The 17,376-nt window shown below is 57.2% G+C and carries 10 protein-coding genes and 1 tRNA gene; 7 read left to right on the forward strand and 4 right to left on the reverse strand.

The genetic code is table 11. The features are described 5' to 3' along the window. Nucleotides 1-36 precede the first annotated feature (36 nt). The 4 genes from VGL38_12275 to VGL38_12290 all read right to left on the reverse strand — a co-directional run bounded on the left by VGL38_12275 (nucleotide 37) and on the right by VGL38_12290 (nucleotide 6,423). Entirely contained in the window at nucleotides 37-1,224 is a 1,188-nt protein-coding gene (locus VGL38_12275) for a glycine C-acetyltransferase (GenBank protein HEY3296199.1), read from the reverse strand. A gap of 20 nt (nucleotides 1,225-1,244) precedes the next feature. After that, nucleotides 1,245-3,206 (reverse strand): APC family permease, encoded by a 1,962-nt coding sequence (locus VGL38_12280; GenBank protein HEY3296200.1) that lies wholly within the window; start codon nucleotides 3,204-3,206, stop codon nucleotides 1,245-1,247. A gap of 104 nt (nucleotides 3,207-3,310) precedes the next feature. After that, on the reverse strand, nucleotides 3,311-5,329 hold the full coding sequence (locus VGL38_12285) for an APC family permease (GenBank protein ID HEY3296201.1): 2,019 nt from the start codon (nucleotides 5,327-5,329) through the stop codon (nucleotides 3,311-3,313). Nucleotides 5,330-5,352: 23 nt separating this feature from the next. After that, nucleotides 5,353-6,423: an alcohol dehydrogenase catalytic domain-containing protein gene (locus tag VGL38_12290; GenBank protein ID HEY3296202.1), complete on the reverse strand. Its 1,071-nt coding sequence runs from the start codon at nucleotides 6,421-6,423 to the stop codon at nucleotides 5,353-5,355. Between the two features lie 240 nt (nucleotides 6,424-6,663). On the opposite strand from VGL38_12290, the gene VGL38_12295 reads away from it, so the two are divergent. The 7 genes from VGL38_12295 to VGL38_12325 all read left to right on the forward strand — a co-directional run. Continuing rightward, complete coding sequence (locus VGL38_12295) at nucleotides 6,664-7,095, forward strand: hypothetical protein (protein HEY3296203.1); 432 nt, start codon at nucleotides 6,664-6,666, stop codon at nucleotides 7,093-7,095. A gap of 110 nt (nucleotides 7,096-7,205) precedes the next feature. After that, nucleotides 7,206-7,279: transfer RNA gene (locus tag VGL38_12300), tRNA-Pro, on the forward strand. Between the two features lie 2,270 nt (nucleotides 7,280-9,549). Beyond that, entirely contained in the window at nucleotides 9,550-14,598 is a 5,049-nt protein-coding gene (locus VGL38_12305; GenBank protein HEY3296204.1) for a FlgD immunoglobulin-like domain containing protein, read from the forward strand. A 235-nt stretch (nucleotides 14,599-14,833) separates the two neighbouring features. Beyond that, nucleotides 14,834-15,046 (forward strand): 50S ribosomal protein L31, encoded by a 213-nt coding sequence (gene rpmE / locus VGL38_12310; GenBank protein HEY3296205.1) that lies wholly within the window; start codon nucleotides 14,834-14,836, stop codon nucleotides 15,044-15,046. A gap of 68 nt (nucleotides 15,047-15,114) precedes the next feature. Beyond that, nucleotides 15,115-16,158: a DUF1385 domain-containing protein gene (locus tag VGL38_12315; GenBank protein HEY3296206.1), complete on the forward strand. Its 1,044-nt coding sequence runs from the start codon at nucleotides 15,115-15,117 to the stop codon at nucleotides 16,156-16,158. A 42-nt stretch (nucleotides 16,159-16,200) separates the two neighbouring features. Beyond that, nucleotides 16,201-16,680 carry a hypothetical protein gene (locus tag VGL38_12320; protein HEY3296207.1) on the forward strand — a complete coding sequence of 160 codons (480 nt, stop codon included), beginning with the start codon at nucleotides 16,201-16,203 and terminating at the stop codon, nucleotides 16,678-16,680. Between the two features lie 384 nt (nucleotides 16,681-17,064). Then, nucleotides 17,065-17,376 (forward strand): hypothetical protein (locus VGL38_12325; protein ID HEY3296208.1); only part of this gene is annotated, 312 nt, incomplete at its 3' end.

Consider the following 17,376-nt stretch of genomic DNA (forward strand, 5'->3'; position numbering starts at 1 on the left):
GGATCTTAGATCCGCCCGCCTTATATACAAATCTCCCTACTTCACCACTCCCATTTCCCGTCCTACCTTGGCAAACGCCGCTATCGCGCGGTCCAGATGCTCCATCTCGTGTGCGGCGGAAATCTGCACACGGATCCGCGCCTGGCCCTGCGGCACAACGGGGAAGAAGAAGCCGATGACATAAATCCCTTCATTCAGCAGCCGCGACGCCATCTCCTGTGCCACCGTTGCTTCATACAGCATAATCGGCACGATGGGATGCGTTCCGGGGCGAACCTGAAATCCCGCCTGGGTAATCCCTTCGCGGAAATACATCGTGTTGCGCTCCAGCTTGTCGCGCAGCGCCGTGCTGTGGGAAATCAGTTCCACCACCTTCAGCGCCGACGCGGCAATCGGCGGCGGCAGCGTATTCGAAAAGAGATAAGGCCGCGATCTCTGCCGCAGCAGATCGATGATCTCCTGCCTGCCCGCCGCAAACCCGCCCGAAGCTCCTCCCAGCGCCTTCCCCAGCGTGGACGTAATAATGTCCACCCGTCCCATCACGCCCGCCTGCTCGTGGGTTCCGCGCCCGTTCTTGCCGATGAAACCCGTAGCGTGCGAATCATCCACCATCACCAGCGCGTCGTACTTCTCCGCCAGGTCGCAGATCGCGGCCAGCGGCGCAATGTCGCCGTCCATTGAGAAAACGCCGTCCGTCACCACCAGGCGGAACCGCGACGTCTGACTTTCCTTCAGATGCCTTTCCAGATCCCCCATGTCCATGTGGCTCATGATGTGCCGCTTGGCCTTGGAGAGCCGGATGCCGTCGATAATCGACGCGTGATTGAGTTCGTCCGTGATGATCGCGTCTTCCGCCTTCATCAGCGTCTCGAACACGCCGCCGTTGGCGTCAAAACAGGAGCTGTAGAGAATCGAATCGTCCATGCCCAGAAATGCCGCCGTCTTCCGCTCCAACTCGCGGTGCACTTCCTGCGTGCCGCAGATAAACCGCACGCTGCTCATGCCGTAACCCCAGCGGTCCAGCGCCTCTTTGGCCGACGTCACCAGATCCGGATTGTCACCGAGTCCCAGATAATTGTTGGCGCAGAAATTCAGCACGTCCTGCCGCGCCACTTTGATCACCGCGCCCTGTGGCGACTCGATGATCCGTTCCTTCTTGTACAGTCCCGCGCTGCGGATCGCCGCCAGCTCGGTCTGAAGATATGTTTGGAATTTTCCGTACATGACCGTTATCTGTGTTGAAATTACTGCAACCGGACGGGCAGCACCACGAACTGCAGTCCGTGGAACATCAGCCGCCGCTGCAAACTGATCGGTGTCTCATTGTGCAGGAAGCGCGTCCAGATCGAATCCTTCCAGAACAACAATCTCGCCGCAAAGAACACGGAATTGGGAAACTCACGGCTGACCTCCAGGCAAAGCCGCTCGATCTCCGCCAGGTAATCAATCGCCAGACTGGTGCGCGCTGTTGCCTTCAAGCCATAAGACCGCGCCAGCAGCACGTACTTCTCCGCTTCCTTGTGCACTTCCTTATCCAGCGCGGCCAGCTCGTCCGTTCCCTTGAAATGGCCCGAGTCAATCGCGCCCACCGAGACAAAAATGTATTGCTTGAACCGCGACCCGAAGAGCCGCTGCACATTCAGCAGCACGTGGATTCCCGTTCCGCTGTAACGCTCCACAAGGATCACCGCCGTAGGTTCGCCGGGATCCAGCGGCACCGGCGCCGCGTTCGCCTCGCCAAACGACAGCGTCGTCAGAATCTCATCGATCTCCGCCACCTTCGCCTGCACGCCGCGATAATGCCGCCGAATCTGGAAGCAGAAGGTGATCAGCGCCACCGTCACGATCATGATCAGCCATGCGCCCTTCGTGAACTTGATGGAGATCATGATGACCAGCAGCATCGCGCTCACTGCAAAACCGATGGCGCAAATCGTGAACCGGCGTTTCCAATGCTCGCCGCTCTTGCGCCGCGACCACCACAGGCGGCACATGCCCAAAAGCGCCAGCGTGAACCCGACGAACACGTTAATCGCGTAAATCGCAACCAGGATGCTCAGATTTCCGCGCGAGTAGAAGATGAACATCACCGCCGCCAGTCCCATCAGCAGAATGCCGTTCTGCGTCACCAGCCGCTCCGAGAGATGGCTGAAACGGTGAGGCAGCCACGAGTCTTCGGCCATGTTGGCCAGCACGCGCGGGCCGCCGATGAATCCGGTCTGGGCCGCCACAAACAGCAGCAGAGACGCCGAAATCAGCATCGTCCACAGCAGCATATCGCCCACGGGAAGATGCCCGATCTTCCAGTGACCCACCATGTTATCCAGCAGCACGGCGTTGAGCGTCTTGCCTTCCACCGGCTTGACGTCGAACAGGTAATAGTTGAGCAGGATGAAACCGGCCAGGAACGCCAGCGAGACCGCCATGTAAAGCATCGTGCGCTTGCCGGTTGCCACGCGGGGTTCCTTCAGCGAGAGCATGCCGTTGGACACGGCCTCGATTCCGGTCAGGGTACCCGCGCCCATGCTGAAGGACTGCAGCAGCCGGAAGATCACAAACAGCCAGCCGCTTTGCACCAGCACCTTGTTGGCCTGCACCGAACTATCCGCAATGTGCTGGGGAATGGCCGGGAGATGGGTGAAGAGTCCGTAGATTACCGCCGCCGAGTGCGTCACCACGAAAATCAGGAAGACCGGCAGCAGCACAATCACCGATTCCTTGACGCCGCGCAAATTGAGCAGCACCAGCAGTCCCACCGCCACCACGGCCACGTACATGCGGAGCACCGCCCAGTGCGGCGGCAGAATACTGAACAGCGCATCCACACCCGACACGATGGAGGTGGCAATCGTCAGCACATAGTCCACGATCAGCGCCGATCCGGCCACCACACCCGCATTGGGATGCAGCAGCTTGGATGCGACAAGATACCCTCCGCCACCCGTGGGAAACTGCTCGATAAGCTGCGTATAGCTCGCGGAGATGATCAGCACCGTCGCCGCAATCAGCAGCGCCACCGCCGGCGCGAGAAACGTCAGGCCGCCCATCGCCCGGTATGCTTCTTCCGGACCGTAGTTGGCTGACGAAATTCCGTCCGCGCCCATGCCGACCCACGCGAAAAACGCGATCAGCGAAATATGCTGAAAGATCCGTGGATCGAACGGATTGCGTCGCTCGCCGATAAGCTTGTGACGCACCCGAACCATGAACGGTTCAGAAGGGGCGGGGGATGTCCGTGACGACGTCGAATCGGGCATAGGTCAGAATTGGAATTGCGCTCAGGATGACGAAGACCGGTACGGCCGGAGGACTACTGAAGCCGCACCGGCAGCACCACAAACTGAAGCCCGTGAAACATCAGTCTCCGCTGGAGGCTGAACGGGGTCTCGTTATGCAAAAATCGCGTAAAGATCGTGTCCCGCCAGAACAGGAGCCGGGCCACAAAGAACACACTGTTCGGATAATCCCGGCCAACCTCAAGGCACAGCCGCTCGATTTCGTTCAAATAGTCAATCGCCATGCTTGTCCGCGCCACGGCCTTTAGCCCGAAAGAGCGCGCCAGTGTCACATAGCTTTCGGCCTGCTTCTTCACGTCCTTTTCCAGCGCGGCCAGCTCATCCGTCCCTTTGAAATGGCCCGTATCAATCGCACCCACCGACACAAAAACATATTGCTTGAAGCGTGCGCCGAACAGCCGCTGCACATTCAGCATGACATGGATGCCCGTGCCGCTGTACTTTTCCACCAGCAGCACCGCGGTCGGCTCCGCCGGATCCAGAGGCTGCGCCGTAATCGGCGCGTCTCCATAGGACAGGGAGGTCAGAATCTGGTCGATCTTCGCCACCTTGGCCTTCACCGCATGGTAATGGCGTCGAATCAGGAAACAGATGCCCACCACCGTCGCGGTCAGCACAAGGGTCAGCCAGCCGCCCTTGAAAAACTTGATCGTGATCATAATGGCCAGGAGCATGACGCAGACCACGAAGCCCACGCCGTTCACCATGAATTTTCCCAGCCATTTCTCATGCGTCTTGCGGCGGCTAAGCCACAGCTTCAGCATCCCGAGCTGCGAAAGCGAGAAGGTGATGAACACGTTGATCGCGTACAGCGTCACCAGCACCGCAATGCTCGCCTTCGAATACAGGACCAGGAGAATCGCCGCCAGCCCCATCAGCAGTATCCCGTTCTGCGTTACCAGGCGTTCGGACAGATGGCTGAACCGGTGCGGCATCCACGAATCCTGCGCCATGTTCGCCACCACTCGCGGACCGTCGATAAACCCGGTCTGCGCGGCCACGAACAACAGCAGCGCCGCCGAAATCAGCATCGTCCACAACACAAACCCGCCGATATGGAACACACCCAGCTTCCACCCGCCCGCAATTTGCGAAAACAGGACCGCGTTCAGCGTCTTGCCTTCTACCGGCTGGGTGTTGAACAGGTAATAGTTGATGAACAGCATGCCCGCCAGGAAGGCCAGGGACGCCGCCATATACGCCATCGTCCGCTTGCCCGTCGCCACGCGCGGTTCCCGCAGCACCAGCATGCCGTTGGAAACGGCCTCGATGCCGGTAAATGTTCCCGCACCCATGCTGAACGCGTTCAAGAACACGAACAGCATCGCATAGAACCCCGTCCGGTGCAGCACCTCGTGCCCTTCGGCGGATGCCGCCGCGGCGCGCAGCGGAATATCGTGCGCATGCGTGAACAGCCCGTAACTGACCACCGCCACGTGCGAGATGACAAAGACCAGGAAGATCGGCAGCAGCACCATCACCGATTCCTTCAGCCCCCGCAGATTCATGAACACGAGCAGGAGAATCACCCCGATGGCGAGCAGTAACCGCGCGCTTGTCCCGAAATGGGTCGCGCCCAAACTGAACAGAAAATCCACACCGGAGACCACCGACACGGCAATGGTCAGGACATAGTCCACCACCAGCGCCGCCCCGGAGACCACGCCCACGTTGGGATGCAGCAGCTTGGATGCCACCAGGTATCCGCCGCCGCCCGTGGGAAACTGCTCGATGATCTGCGTATAGCTGGCCGAGATGATCAGCACCGTCGCCGCAATCGCCAGCGCCAGCACCGGTGCCAGAAAGGTCAGCCCGCCCAGCGCCCGGTACGCCTCTTCCGGACCGTAGTTCGCCGACGTAATTCCGTCTGCGCCCATTCCCACCCACGCGAAGAATGCGATGAGCGAAATATGCCGGAAGATGTCCGGATCAAACGGGTTACGCCGCGCGCCAAACAGGCGGCGGCGTACCCGTGTGAAAATCGACTGCTCCGTCGGAGTAATCTGCGGCGCAGCCAAATAAACGTTAGCCATATACCCGGGCCTCTGCCCGGAAATTAACCCTGCTGACCGTTCGGATACAGGATCACCTTCAGGCCTTCGCCCCGAAGCTTGATCGCAAATCCTTCCTCATACTGCGCGAGGGGGAACTTATGCGTGACGATGCGCTTCGCTGTCTCGAGGAACGGTCCCTGAAGCAGCGAGAGCATCTCCACCCATGTCGAAAAAATCTTGCGTCCCGTAATGCCGCGAATCGTCAAACCCTTGAACACGACGTCCTTCGAAAAGCTCACGGGAATTTCGCCCTTGGGCAGGCCCAGCAGCGACAGTTCGCCGCCGGTGTGCAGACAGTCGAACGCGTCGCGATAGGCCGTGGCATGGCCCGACAGCTCGAAGGCCACATCTACGCCGCGCTTGGTCGGATCCGACTTGCAGACCGCGACGAATTCCTTGCGCGCCGCCTCATCCTTCACATTAAAGACCGCATCCGCGCCTTCGCGCAGGGCTTCCTGCAGCAGCGCGTCGAATACATCGGTTACATAAATCTTGCGCGCTCCCATCAGCCGGCACAATGACACCGCCATGATGCCCATCGGGCCCGCGCCCAAAATCGCCACATCTTTGGCCGCCACGTCCACCGAACGCACGGTATGCACCGCGTTGCCGATGGCGTCCAGATACGCCGCGACTTCCATCGGCAGTTCCGGCGGCAGTTTGATGACGTTGCTGGCCGGCAGCACCACGAAATCAGCAAAGATTCCGGCGGCGTCGATTCCCCGGACCACCGTATTCAAACACCACTGCCCGTTGCCGTTGCGGCAGTTGTAACAATGACCGCAGACAATGTGCATCTCTGCCGAGACATAGTCGCCGGCCTTCAGGCCGCGCACGCTCTTGCCGACTTCCTCGATGATCCCGCAAAACTCGTGGCCGGTGATCACGGGAAGCTTGTCTTTCATGCGGTTGATAATCTGCGCGTCCGCGCGATAGATGTCCACATCGGTCCCACAGATCGCGGTGGCCTTAATGCGGATCAGAACCTCATCCGAATTGAGAAGTTGCGGTACGGGGGCGTCGGTCGTGTAGTTCAGGCCAACCGCCGAAGTTTGTTTCAGGATCGCTTGCATAGTGCTATTCCAGAAGGGGGGTGAATCAGTTGCGGAAATTTCCTAAGCCTTAAATTTACCAAATAATAACCAAATAGTCAAGGTCATCCGCACCCTGCTGAATCTGCGTCAAACTGTCGCAAATCCCCGCCCGTACTCCGTGTTGCTTCCCGGCAGTGCCGTCTTTTCCAATCCGGCTAAAGATTACGTACCCGGAGCCGATATTAAGTACAGGTAAAACTTTTACAGGAACTATTAAAAATGGATATGGACCATTTCTCCTGCCCCAACAAGATCTGCCAGGAGTTCGGCAAATCCGGCGCAGGAAACATCGCGCTATATACGCGCTACGGGCGTAAGCAGGTCCGCTTGCTGATCTGCAACACATGCGGCAAGACCTTCAGTGAACTGAAAGGTACACCCTTCTGGGACAGCCGCTTGGACTGGGATACCATCGAGAAGATCTACCGGACGCTGCTGGAAGGGCAGGGGATTCGTGCCACCGCCCGCCTGCACAAGCTGTCCAAGAACACCGTGAAGCGCTATTTGCGCCTGGCTAAGAAAGACTTCGGGACCGTTGAACAGTTCCTCGAGGATCGCGGCGTGCTGATGGGTAACACGGCGCAGCTTCGCGACCTTGTGGACACTCACATCAGCCGCAGCAACGGCCACGTTCACTGGGAAGCCTCCTAAGACTTAGTTCCATCACTTTTCTGTCCCAAACCCTGCCCCCAAAGCAGGGTTTGGCTTTTGTCCTGCCTTGACTCATGTTACAAGGAATGCGTATTTTAGGCTCTTCCTTTCGGGGCGTAGCGCAGTCCGGTAGCGCATCTGCTTTGGGAGCAGAGGGTCGCTGGTTCAAATCCAGTCGCCCCGACATTGATAAAACAGGAGTTTAGGCTCCTGTTTTTGCTTTGTCCCTTTATCACCTTGACCGCTGCCGAGCGCCGGGTGCTCCTCAATAGCAGTAACCTGTCTTCAGGGCCGTATTTCTACCGCCTGCAAATCCCGATCTTCTTCCAGACCCGCAAAATGCTGCTGGTCCGATAATCTCGCTACAGAGCGCGCCTGAAGGCGAGGACTTCGCGAGGTTCTATGCCTCTGCGAATTTAGATCCCCGTCGGCCCCTTCCTGCAGAGGGACAGCACCGGACAGCATTGCTCCCAGCCGCTGACTGAAGAAAACATAGCATAACATATTGTAATATTAATATGTAACAATGTGATGTGGATTGAAGGGGATAGTTATCATAGTTGCAATGTGCGCAAAGTCTTGCACACATTCCATAATTGGTCTGATTATCATCAGCGACAGACATTCTTGGTGTGATCTGCGGCGCATAGAAGATAAATATTGACAGAGACCGATAGGCTGCTATATTATATGTCCAGTAGCACCAGTGGCGAGCATCGGCGATTTCTAATGATAAGGCTTCGCGTTATGCAGATTCGGATGTACGATGCATCAGGCGGCCGTTAGCTGAACCTAAGCTGCGGGAAAACTTTGGCGGCGACCGACACGCCGATGAATTGACATGTGGATAAGGAAATCGTGCGGAGGAAGAGACTGTGTCCTGTAAGCTTTGTATGGTAATCGTGAAGGCTCTTCGGAATACTATCCCCAAGTGGGGGCTTCATATATGCCTGCTTGTCAGCGCGGCTTCAGCACAGCCTCCGTCCGTAGTTTGGACGTGGGAACTGTCGGGACCTGATGATTATCAGGCATTCGCTGCCGTCGACGTTGACTCTGGAGCGATCGTATTTGCTGGGAGCCGCTCTGCGACGCTTCACGGAGACCGTCAGGTAATGATCGGCAAAGTCACCACAAGCGGCGATAGCGCGTGGGTACGGTCTATTGAATCTCTGACCCAAGCTGAGGCGTCCGCTGTCATCAGGTCCTCCGATGGATCTCTGATTCTCTGCGGCAGCCGCTTGGATAGCGCGGACAACGGAAACCCTGACGAGTTCATCTGTCAATCTGGCGGCGACGGAGAATTCCGATGGGCAACGACGGTGGGTGGACCACAACCAGAAGAGGCGAGATCCATTGCCGCCACTCAGGATGGCGGATACGTAACGTGTGGGCGGCAAATACTTGGGGGATCCGCCGCGGGACCCAGCATGTATGTGGTGAAAACAGATTCCGTTGGCGACACAACGTGGTCACGCACATATCGCGCGTCTTTGTTGTCGATATCTGAAGGTACCAGCGTAATTGCGGTGCGAGAGGGCGGATTCGTGGCATTTGGGTTTTCGACACCGGGTAATTTCGACTCGCGCGACTTCTACCTTGTACGACTCACCGAGGACGGAGACACGCTGTGGACTCGTACCTACGGTGGATCTGATGTACCGGACGAATCAGCAGCGATTTCGGAGACGGAAGACGGCGGATTCGTCTTAGTGGGAAATACCTCGGTATCCGGTAGCGCCCTCTGTGCTCCACGGGTTATCAGAATAAGTGCCAACGGAAGTGTAATTTGGGAGAGAGTGTTCTCGCGAAGTTGCTCGCGCCATCCATGGATCAGTGATGTAATTTCGCGCCCGGAAGGCGGATGGATTATCGCCGGCGGTATCGAATCTGCCTCACAGAACGGAAACGATTATTTTCTGATGGGCATTAACAACGTCGGTGACTCTTTATGGAGCGCCACATACCCCACGGGGGGGGACGGTACGATCTCCCGCATGCTACACGCTGATGGCGGTGGGTATGTATTGTGTGGCACTGTGTTGGGCGGAGGGTTCACACGGCATCATGTTCTGATCGTACGTCTCTCGAACGAGAACCTGGCACATCCGTATCCATACATTCCTGTCGAATCGGATGTTTTAGCCGTCTATCCGAACCCGTTCAATTCGATGGCAAACGTGATGCTCACTACACGTCGCGCCGGGCTTGTTACACTCGATATCTACGACCTCCTCGGACGGTGTGTTGCTCACTTGTATCGCGGACAGGTCGGAGCAGGAACTCATCAATTTCCGTTTTCAGGAGCACCGCTGTCATCCGGCACGTACATCTGTCGTGCCTTGGTTCCGGGTCCGGAACATTCCATCGCTCATGCTGTGCTCCTTATCAGGTAATTGCGCAGGCCGTTACGGCCGAAACCACATCACCTCAAACTCTAAGTGGAGGTAAAAACCCATGAGATCGACTTGTCTCGCTGTGCTGCTCGTTTTTTCAATGCTCCTCTTTCAAGTGAGCACGTCCCGAGCCGGTGTGTTGGTCCACGAGACCCGGAGTCTGAATGGCGTATCGGTTGATTACTCGAACAGTAACCCACAAGCCCGACTTCAATCCTATCGCTCCGCACTGGCGCCAGTCTTCCCGGAACTGGATGTCCAGACGCTGGAGATTCTGGACGAATTCGAGGATCCGACCTTCGGGACCCCCACGGTGCGGCTGGTGCAGAAATACCGCGGATTGACCGTGCAGGATGCCTTCACCGTGATTGACCTGACCAAAGGACATATGGGAGCGTTTGCGACATCCAATTTCTACAAGGAAGTTAATCTGCCGGACGCCGGATTTCTGAGCCAGAAAGATGATTCGGTCGCACTGGACCGATTTGCCCGGTCATTTTGGCCGGAGATCGTCGCCGATGAGCAGGTCTGGGTACTGCCCATCGTGCTCCCTATGGAGACCAGCAATCCGAAAGACTTCCAGTTCCACTATTCCTTGAACATCGCTTCGCGCCAACACGGCCCGGCGCGCTACTACGATTGGCAGACAGGAACTTTGCTGAAAGAATCGCATCGCGACGCCCATGCGAACTTTCTCTTTGACATCTCCCACGAGGTGTTCGATCCGACCAATCATAACTACACGCTGGTGGACAACGAAGACTGTCCGGGCATTGGGCGTGCCCATTTGTCCGACATTAACGAAGAAGACTCATGGGATTGCTATGACGCTGTCAATGGGGAGTGTTCGCTCGATCTGGAGGGCATCTTCCTGCTAAACGTATGCGGGCAGACCGAAGATGTCGGAATCTGGCTTACGGGTTCGGACACCGAAAACAGCTTCGAGTACTCTGATCCGTGGCAGACGAATGCTTTTACATTTGCTGTGCCCTATGGACATGACAACACTTACTCCTGCGACTTTGCGAGCGGATGGCATGGTGCGTGCGAAGATGATCCCGCCGCACTGTACAACCTGAACCATATCGCCCGTTTCATGCGAGACCACTTTGGGGCTCCACGGTTTACCAATGCTGTCACAACCCAGGACCAACTGACCGGAGGATCTACAAACTCCAATGTCCCCGCCTGGGCAAGCCGTGAAGCCGGTCACAACGTCATCATGTTTGGCTTCGATGCGAACATTGATATCCCCGGCGCGACCACGTCTAAAAGCAAAGATGTCGCGGATCACGAATACGGGCATTGCTTTGAATTCACATGCGGATATGGCGATCACGGAGGCGGCATGGAGCATGAAGCTCTGAGGGAGGGTGTGGCCGACTTCATCTCCGCTTCCTTTGCCAACAACCATGTTATCCAAAGGGATGCCTGGTCCAACGGGCGTTATATCTACGGCTACCCCGAACGTTATTGCTATCCCAATATGGATCAACTGGAGTACGAAGAACACGAGAGAGGCATTATTATCAGCAGTGCTTTGTGGAAGATGCGGGAAAACATTGCGGCGTACGGGCAAGTGCCTCAAGGACTCGATGCCGGGACATATTCGCTTCTGCTATTGTGCAACGCTCTGCAACATCAGCCGCCGGGCTTCGCCGGAATAGCGGAGCAGATTCTGCTGCATGACGACAACATTATGGGGGATAACGTCATTGGCAATGGAAGCCCGAACGGTCAAGCTATCTACGATGCATTCGTCATGGAGTATATGATTCCGGTCGGGATGGGAATCAATGATCCATTCCACTTCTACCTCGGAGGCTTCAACTACTGCGATTGTGACGAGGGCTCCGCGGCTGATTGTTTTCCGCGTGTCCACAGTTGGGACGCGACGACACCATCTAGCAGTCCGAACACGGGGGGCACAGGTTTTGACATGGCCTACGTGGATAACGGAGCCGTCTATTATCGGTGGGGAATTCCCGATGCGGAACACGTGCAAGACATGTTGTCTATGCCTCATAGACTGTCCTTCGGCTATTGGGGGCAATCCGCCTCTAAAGCGAGCATATCATCCTCCGGTCAATACGTTGTCTGGGACGAGCATTATTCAGGCATAGACTCATACACGCATTCGCATCCGTGTGGCAGACGGATTACGACAGATTGGGGTATAACGGACTTTGATCCACTGCCCTCGTTCTGGATCACTCCGGACAATACGCATCCAGTGAACAGTGACCCTATCGCCGGTCCAATCATGATTGATCAACTGGCGACACCGACCATGTTCTTCGGCGTAGCGAATAGCGATCATCCGGTCCAGGAGAATGGGGTATGGTACCAGCGGTTCAATGCTACCGACCTAACGATGGTCGGAACTCCTATCCGTGTCAGCGGCCCGGGAACGTCCGGGGTCACGTCCTTGTCAGTCTGCGCCGGCACCGAAACGCATCCGACGGTCTGGGTTGCCTGGATCGAAGGCGGACGCGTGTATTGCACCTACGGCCGCACGGGTGCGGACGGAGCGATCACAAGCTGGCGGGCCACTCCCTACACGTTAGGCGAAGCCAACCGGAACCCGAGCAACGTGTGCGTGGCATTCTCTCCCGAAGTCGGAGGAATATTTGTCACTTGGGAAGAAGGACCGGCGGGTCACCCGGAGACTCGCAGTGTTGCCATCGAGAAGGGATACGCCGTGGGATATCCGCCGGACTATCAGTTCGTTGCGGATGACATCCAATACCTGAATGCGTCGCCGTGGTGGTCCATACGAAATCCAGTCGTGGCGTCCACCAATTACTGGTATACCAGTTTCAATCCCGTCAACATGGCCTTTGAATGGAATATGCACCTGCCGATTCCGCAGGGGTGGTGGGGGTACCTGTGGTTGGACATCGATGTCATTTGCGGGCTTCAGCTGGCGGTCAATGAAGATCATGTTTCCGACCCGAACGATTGGGAATGGTCCATTCCGATTTTCGCCGGACTCGGCCGATCCCCCAACCTCTACTCACCGCACGACCGCTACGAGAGCTATGCCCTCTATACCGGAGAAAGCAATGCGGCGGGCGAGCATGTCCTGGGAGTGCAATCTTTCCAGCCCGTCTTTCCTGAATTTGCCGCCATACAACCGGGCCGAGTGGTTATTGACCGAGACGTCGCACTTCCCACGCCTATCGGATTTGCGGACAGCGTCATCGTTGAGCCGGGAGCTACCCTCTTTCTTATCGCGCCCGACGATGCTCCGTCAAGCGAGGTGCAATTCTTCAATCAAGGCAGAGTCATTGTGAAATCCGGTGGCACGCTCCTGATCAAAGGGGCATCACCGAGCAAGCCGGTGCGGTTGAAGTCCGGCGACGGTGATCCATGGCGAGGCATTGAGCTAGAGGGCGGGCGTCTTCGTATCGAAAATGTGCACATGTTCGATTGCGACAATTTCTGCATTTCCGCGATTAAGCCGACAGGGACCGACACTCCGGTGGATATCCAGAATTGCTACTTCGACGGCAAGCGCCTGATCAAAGGCGCGGATGCGATCCGAGTCATCGGTGATGGAAAGGGCGTGGTCCGAATTGCCAATAGCCGGATTGACTCGGTAAAGAACGCGCGCGGGCTTTATCTCTTCAATTGCGTGGCAGACTTCAGCGGCGATACTATCCAGGGCTGCGACACGTCCAACACCTACCTGAAAAACGTCACAGGCTATTTCTCGGGCTGCCTGTTCCAGGGACGGTCCAATGGTCACGGCGTGGTGTTTGATGGCAGCAATTGCACTCCCAACTTCCAGTGCTGCACCTTCAAGAATCTGGCTCCGACCAACGCCAACGGGAACGCCCTGCTGGCTCTGCAAGGCACCGGCCCAACCTTCGGCTGGGAAGGCGCCAGCAGCGGCGTCAGCAACGTGATCAGTGACTCGGCCAGCAGCCTACTGTACTTCTACAAGGACAAGGTGATGCCGATCATTGACAACGTCAACAAGAACGGCGGTCCCGGCGGCAAGAACGACTGGTACCAGCGCAAGGGCACGGGTCGCTATTTGTACTGGGACAAGACCATGTCCGGCGATAAGTATTCGGCAGAGAATCAGTACTGGAACAACGGGGTCAAGGACGCCTACTTCAACCCCACTCCTGCACTGACCTACTTCGCACTGGACACCACGCAGAAGAACCCGTGGGGCCTCTGCGGTAGCGGTGGCAGCAGCAGCCAGGGAATGGCCTTCCATGGTGGCTCTGTACGCGGCTCGGCCCGCAATGGCCAGGGACTGGACAATTTCGACGACGATCTGATCATGTTCTCCAATGCCCTGACCGCCGAAGTGGAAGGCGACTATGCTGGCGCTCAGGCTTCGTTCCACAGCGTGGTTGCGGCCACCGGCGATGACCAACTGCGCTGGCAGTCGCTGACGCACATCCTGTCCACCCAGCGCCACCTTGACGGCGAGAATGCCGATGGCTGGATTCCGGCTCTGATCGACAGCGCCATCACGATCGACAGCAGTGCCTACAGTACGCGGGTCTATGGCAACCGCCTGCTGGCCAGTTACCGTACGGACCGTGGCCAGTATGACGATGCCGTTTCGATCTGCACGGACCTGCTGGGCAGTGGCCTGACGTTTGATGACTCGCTGCTGGTGGCGGTGGATCTGATCGGCATCCAGATGCTGATGGGCAATTCGGACGGCGGCAATCTCGATAACGCCCCCGCCTCGAGCGTCCCTGCCGGGTTGCGAGTGCACTCGGTCGCGCAGGGTCTGGTGTTAGAAGATCAATTGCTGGGTCAGTTGGGCACACGGACCTCCCAGCCGCGCAAACTGGAAGTCCCCAGCAACTACGCTCTGTACCAGAACTACCCCAATCCCTTCAACCCCACCACGGAACTCCGGTTTGACCTGCCGGAAGCGACGCGAGTGGAGCTGAAGATATTCAACACCATGGGGCAGTTGGTGGCGACCTTGGCGGATGAGGTTCGTCCGGCCGGCGCTTACACGCTGTCATGGAACGGCCAAAGTCAGAACGGCGCTTCGGTGGCTTCCGGTCTCTATATCTACCAGATCAGGACCGCCAAGTTCACCGCCGCTAAGAAGATGATGCTCATTAAGTAGCGTTATCGCGATTCGCTGAGCACAAGAAACCCGGTTTGCGCCGGGTTTCTTGCTTTTTATGAGCCTGATCGCAGTCTACCTTGCCCCATCCATCAACGATCCGTGAAGATGATGACAATATAATAATCATCACATATTTACATTGTTACACTATGGCGAGAGCCAAGGAGAATCTGCTTGACTACGGCGTATAATGTTCGTATATTTACGGCTCAACTGCATTGAGGAAAGGACCATGAAAGAGAACTTCCATCCCGGCTACCATATGGTCACAGTAAGCTGTGCCTGCGGCAGTACGTTCCAGACGCGTTCCACCACGGCGGGTGATGTGTTCAAGGTTGAAATCTGCTCTGCCTGCCATCCCTTCTTTACGGGCCAGCAGAAGCTCCTCGACACCGCTGGACGCGTGGACAAATTCTTGAAACGGTATAAGAAGGCTCAGGCGTAATGCCTGGACCATCAAAGCTTTAATGGGCGGGCGGTACGCGGTGTACCGCCCGTTTCGTACGAGACTTTATGAACTCTAATGGAAATCCAATCGTGAATCAGGAGCCGCAAGGCAACACCACCCGCAAAGAACTATCCACGGAGCTGGCTTTGGGCGGTCAAGCGATTATCGAAGGCGTCATGATGCGCAGCCCGGACCGCGTCGCTATGGCGGTGCGTACTCCGGATGGCAGCGTGGCCACCAAATCTTATCCCTATACTCCGGTGACACGGCGCTTTAAGCTGCTTGGCCTGCCGGTGATTCGCGGAGCCGTCGGCCTCGTCGAGTCCCTTAAAATCGGCATGGACGCCCTCAACTGGTCCGCCCAGCAGGCTACCGTTGACGCCTCATCCGAGGTCAAGGAGAAGGCCGGGATGAAGGAAAAGCTCGGCATCGGCCTCTCCATGATGGTCGCTCTGGTCATCGGCCTCGGCCTGTTCATGTACTTTCCGCTGTGGATCGGCAAGCTCGTGGCGGGGGGAGACGGCGTCAATATCGCCGGGCGGCAGGTGATCGTCAATGTCGTCGCCGGCGTGGTTCGCATCAGCCTTTTGCTGGCCTACTTATGGTTTATCTCCCGCTGGAAAGATATTCACCGCGTCTTCCAGTATCATGGCTCCGAGCACAAGAGCATTTTCGCCTATGAGTCTGGCTTCGATCTGACGGTGGACCGCGTGCTCACGCAGACCCGTTTCCACCCTCGCTGCGGCACCAGCTTTCTGCTGATTGTAGCCCTTGCGGCGGTGATCTTCTTCGTAGTCGTGGATTCCATTGTCGTGTCCCTGTTCGGCGATTACGGCAGTGTCTGGGCGCGTCTGGCGGTCCATCTGCCGCTGATTCCCATTCTTGCCGGAATCTCCTATGAGTTCCTCAAGTTCTCATCCAAGCATACCGACAACGCGCTGGTGAAGATTCTCATTCAGCCCGGTCTGTGGTTGCAGCGGATCACTACTCAGGAACCCGATCCGTCCATGTGCGAAGTCGCCGTCACCGCCCTCAACACCGCCCTCGAGGGCCATGTCGAATCGGCACCCGCGCCCGTTTCGTCACCGGAAACGACCGTTCAGTCTTAATTTTGGCTTTTGGGTTTTTGGGCCTTTAGCCTCGGAGGTTCCATGAAATCAGTTCTGATCTCGCTGTGCATGATCGCGATTGTTTCGTCCCTCTGCTTCGGTCAGGCCTGCGGCAGCAAATGTTCTGCCGCCGACAAGAAAGCCGCTGGCGGCTGCTGCGCTGCCGCGACTAAAGCATCTTACACCGATGCCCGCCTGATGCCCGAATGCGCGCCGTCTCAGGTGCATGATTTCCACCGGGTGCTGATGCCCTTCGTCGAAGCCCGCAGCAATGTCGAGCCCAGCTACATCAAGGACAATGCCAGGTTCCTGTTGGCTGCTGCCCAGCCCGTCCTCAAGTCCAAAGCCTGCTGCCCGGCCTTCAACCAGAAGACCTTTCGGCATGGTGCCAAGGACCTCGTCAAGCACTGTGAACAGCTCCAGAAACTGTCCCTCGACAAAAAGGTCAAGGATGAGGCCGTCCTTGCACAGATGAAGCAGGTGGAAGACGATTTCGTCGTCCTCTCCAACTCCTGCCAATAGCCCGTTCCCCACTTCGATTTCCCCTTAGGGCGGCCCATGGCCGCCTTTTCTTTCGCCCACCCTACGTCCGCCTTCGCGCCACCCCCAATCCATGTCATTCTGACGCCCGCTTCCCCAATAATTTGTCATTCTGACGCCCGCTTCGGGCGGAAGAACCTCGGGTTCATCAGTGCCCCTTACATCTTACTTCCGGCGGCCTCCCGGCCGCCTCTTCATCGCCACCCCCATCAACGAAACGCGACCACCACCAAACATTGTCATTCCGTTCCGCTTCGGAACGGAATCCCAAACCCCAGCGGCCCACATCCACAACCCGGCCGAAACCTATTTCAACTTTCCCATTTCATTCTTATCTTAAGAAAAAGCACCTCAAGGCCCACACCCATGCGCCCGATCCTCCTGATCCTGCTGCTCGCCACCCTTGCCCTCGCCGGCACACCCCTGCCGCAGACGGCCTTCTTTGTCCAGAATGAAGGCCAATGGGACGGCGCGTTCTCTTTCAAGTACGACGCCCCCGGCGCCACCTACTTCCTGACCTCATCCGGCCTGACGCTCGATCTGCACCAATTTGAGGGCTCCGCCTTATCTTGTCATCTCGTTAGAGTCCGTGGACTCCACCGGAGTCTTCGACCTGCAGACCGTTACCCTTTCACTTGTCATCCTGCAGCCCGTCTGCGGGATGCAGGATCTCTCGGG

The sequence above is a fragment of the bacterium genome (genome assembly GCA_036504735.1).
Lineage (GTDB): Bacteria > Electryoneota > RPQS01 > RPQS01 > RPQS01 > DASXUQ01.

Bases quoted from the DNA above. Each gene is read 5' to 3' on its own strand.
- VGL38_12275 (HEY3296199.1), bottom strand. From the start codon at position 1,224: ATGTACGGAAAATTCCAAACATATCTTCAGACCGAGCTGGCGGCGATC.
- VGL38_12280 (HEY3296200.1), bottom strand. From the start codon at position 3,206: ATGGTTCGGGTGCGTCACAAGCTTATCGGCGAGCGACGCAATCCGTTC.
- VGL38_12285 (HEY3296201.1), bottom strand. From the start codon at position 5,329: ATGGCTAACGTTTATTTGGCTGCGCCGCAGATTACTCCGACGGAGCAG.
- VGL38_12290 (HEY3296202.1), bottom strand. From the start codon at position 6,423: ATGCAAGCGATCCTGAAACAAACTTCGGCGGTTGGCCTGAACTACACG.
- VGL38_12295 (HEY3296203.1), top strand. From the start codon at position 6,664: ATGGATATGGACCATTTCTCCTGCCCCAACAAGATCTGCCAGGAGTTC.
- VGL38_12305 (HEY3296204.1), top strand. From the start codon at position 9,550: ATGAGATCGACTTGTCTCGCTGTGCTGCTCGTTTTTTCAATGCTCCTC.
- rpmE (HEY3296205.1), top strand. From the start codon at position 14,834: ATGAAAGAGAACTTCCATCCCGGCTACCATATGGTCACAGTAAGCTGT.
- VGL38_12315 (HEY3296206.1), top strand. From the start codon at position 15,115: ATGAACTCTAATGGAAATCCAATCGTGAATCAGGAGCCGCAAGGCAAC.
- VGL38_12320 (HEY3296207.1), top strand. From the start codon at position 16,201: ATGAAATCAGTTCTGATCTCGCTGTGCATGATCGCGATTGTTTCGTCC.